Genomic DNA, 3,374 nt, shown 5'->3' with positions numbered 1-3,374 from the left:
TAGTGAGTAGCGAATAGTGAGTAGGGGATACCTATTCGCCATTGGCTCACTGCTCTTCACCTGTCTTTTTGTGCCTGAGCGACATCCGCAGGTTGCTTCGGGCAAAGCCCGCAAGCGCGACTGCGCGTCGCCGGTCGTCCGGCGCCCTCGCGGAGCATAGGCCCGTAAGGGCCGCTCATGCGTGAGCGCTGGTCAGACCATTTGACTTCAAATGGATATTAGGAATGAGAACGATCAAGCCGATCGAACTATTAGTACCGGTAAGCTTCAAGCGTTGCCGCTCTTCCACACCCGGCCTATCAACGTGGTCGTCTTCCACGGTTCTCAGGGAATACTCGTTTTAAGGTGGGTTTCCCGCTTAGATGCCTTCAGCGGTTATCCCGTCCGGATATAGCTACCCTGCTATGCGGCTGGCGCCACAACAGGTCCACCAGAGATCCGTCCATCCCGGTCCTCTCGTACTAGGGACAGATCCTTTCAATATTCCTACACCCACGGCAGATAGGGACCGAACTGTCTCACGACGTTCTGAACCCAACTCACGTACCGCTTTAAATGGCGAACAGCCATACCCTTGGGACCTGCTCCAGCCCCAGGATGCGATGAGTCGACATCGAGGTGCCAAACAACCCCGTCGATATGGACTCTTGGGGGTCATCAGCCTGTTATCCCCGGCGTACCTTTTATCCGTTGAGCGATGGCCCTTCCACGCGGGACCACCGGATCACTATGACCGACTTTCGTCTCTGCTCGACTTGTCAGTCTCGCAGTCAGGCAGGCTTATGCCATTGCACTCAGCGAACGATTTCCGACCGTTCTGAGCCCACCATCGCGCGCCTCCGTTACTCTTTAGGAGGCGACCGCCCCAGTCAAACTACCCACCATACATTGTCCCGGACCCGGATAACGGGCCGCGGTTAGACATCCATAGTGATAAGGGTGGTATTTCAAGGGTGGCTCCACCTGAGCTGGCGCCCAGGTTTCAAAGCCTACCACCTATCCTACACATGCCACTACGAATGCCAATGTAAAGCTATAGTAAAGGTGCACGGGGTCTTTCCGTCTAACCGCAGGAACCCCGCATCTTCACGGGGAATTCAATTTCACTGAGTCTATGCTGGAGACAGCGGGGAAGTCGTTACGCCATTCGTGCAGGTCGGAACTTACCCGACAAGGAATTTCGCTACCTTAGGACCGTTATAGTTACGGCCGCCGTTTACTGGGGCTTCGATTCAGAGCTTGCACCCCTCCTCTTAACCTTCCAGCACCGGGCAGGCGTCAGACCCTATACGTCGTCTTGCGACTTCGCAGAGCCCTGTGTTTTTGATAAACAGTCGCTACCCCCTGGTCTGTGCCACCCTCCTCCACTTGCGTGGAAAAGGGTCACGCTTCTTCCGAAGTTACGCGTGCAATTTGCCGAGTTCCTTCAGCATAGTTCTCTCAAGCGCCTTGGTATACTCTACCAGACCACCAGTGTCGGTTTCGGGTACGGTTTATAAGGAGGAGCTATTTCCTGGAACCACGCAGCAGCCCGTTCAATCCGATAAGATTGGACTACCTCAATGATCCGTCACTACCTCCAAGCCCACGAATATTAACGTGGTTCCCATCGACTACGCGTTTCCGCCTCGTCTTAGGGGCCGGCTAACCCTGCTCAGATTAGCTTTAAGCAGGAACCCTTGGTCTTTCGGCGGGGGAGTCTCTCACTCCCCTTACGTTACTCATGTCAGCATTCGCACTTCTGATACCTCCACCACCCCTCACGGGTATGGCTTCGTCAGCTTACAGAACGCTCCGCTACCGCTTGGCCCTTGCGGACCAAACCCTAAGCTTCGGTGTATGGCTTTAGCCCCGTTACATTTTCGGCGCAAAGACCCTTATTTAGACCAGTGAGCTGTTACGCTTTCTTTAAATGATGGCTGCTTCTAAGCCAACATCCTGGTTGTTTTGGGATCCTCACATCCTTTCCCACTTAGCCATAACTTGGGGACCTTAGCTGTAGGTCAGGGTTGTTTCCCTTTTCACGACGGACGTTAGCACCCGCCGTGTGTCTGCCGACTAGTACTCCCAGGTATTCGGAGTTTGGTTAGGTTTGGTAATCCGGTGAGGACCCCTAGCCCATCCAGTGCTCTACCCCCTGGGGTATTCGGTCGACGCTCTACCTAAATAGATTTCGCGGAGAACCAGCTATTTCCGAGTTTGATTGGCCTTTCACCCCTAGCCACAAGTCATCCCGAACTATTGCAACAGTTATGGGTTCGGTCCTCCAGTAAGTGTTACCTTACCTTCAACCTGCTCATGGCTAGATCACTCGGTTTCGGGTCTAATGCGACGAACTGAACGCCCTGTTCAGACTCGCTTTCGCTGCGCCTACACCTAGCGGTTTAAGCTTGCTCGTCACACTAAGTCGCTGACCCATTATACAAAAGGTACGTGGTCACCCAGGACGAACCTTGGGCTTCCACTGTTTGTAGGCAACCGGTTTCAGGTACTCTTTCACTCCCCTTGTCGGGGTGCTTTTCACCTTTCCCTCACGGTACTAGTTCGCTATCGGTCATGCACGAGTACTTAGGCTTGGAGGGTGGTCCCCCCAATTTCAGACAGGATTTCACGTGTCCCGCCTTACTCGAGGACGATTGATTGCATTACGCGTACGGGGCTGTCACCCACTATGGCCCTACTTTCCAGAAGGTTCCGCTTGTCTCTCAATCGCCACTGGCCTGGTCCGGGTTCGCTCGCCACTACTTCCGGAGTCTCGGTTGATGTCCTTTCCTACGGGTACTTAGATGTTTCAGTTCCCCGCGTTCGCCACTTTATCCCTATGTATTCAGGATAAGTTACCTATATCAGATACTTGGAAACCACAGCAGCACCAGCGCAATCTCGAAGAGATTGTCGCTCATGCTACTCTGATTTTCCAAGCACCTTAGGTGGGTTTCCCCATTCGGAAATCTACGGATCAAAGGGTATTCGCACCTCCCCGTAGCTTATCGCAGCGTATCACGTCCTTCATCGCCTGTGCATGCCAAGGCATCCACCAATTGCCCTTAAGACACTTGATCGTTCTCATTGCCAATACCCATCGCGCAATCCGAAGGATTGTCGCTTCAGCCTCCCCCTTGCGGGATCGGCATCCGCGCAATCCCGAAGGGATTGTCGCCACGCGATCTCGAAGAGATCGTCGCGTCAGCCAAATCCTGTGCAGGACCCGGCTTGATGTCATTGGCACAAAAAGACCAGCTTCTCGAGATCGGTTCGAGGGTGCGGTTAGGCAAACCCATCATATGCAAGGGATTGAGCGTCCCTTGCGACAAATCATGACCCTTGCGGCTCATGAAGTTCGAACAAATCTTCTCTTTACGATGTCAAACAGA

Annotated in this window: 1 rRNA gene; it reads right to left on the bottom strand. The window is 53.6% G+C overall.

Annotated elements, in window-relative coordinates:
* Positions 1-230: 230 nt before the first annotated feature.
* Positions 231-3,062 (bottom strand): 23S ribosomal RNA (locus LB571_RS28720).
* Positions 3,063-3,374 lie beyond the last annotated feature (312 nt).

Source organism: Mesorhizobium sp. BR1-1-4, from assembly GCF_020165375.1.
Classification (GTDB): domain Bacteria; phylum Pseudomonadota; class Alphaproteobacteria; order Rhizobiales; family Rhizobiaceae; genus Mesorhizobium; species Mesorhizobium australicum.
Note: the sequence above shows the minus strand (reverse complement) of the source record. Positions and strands in the feature narration are given on the sequence as shown.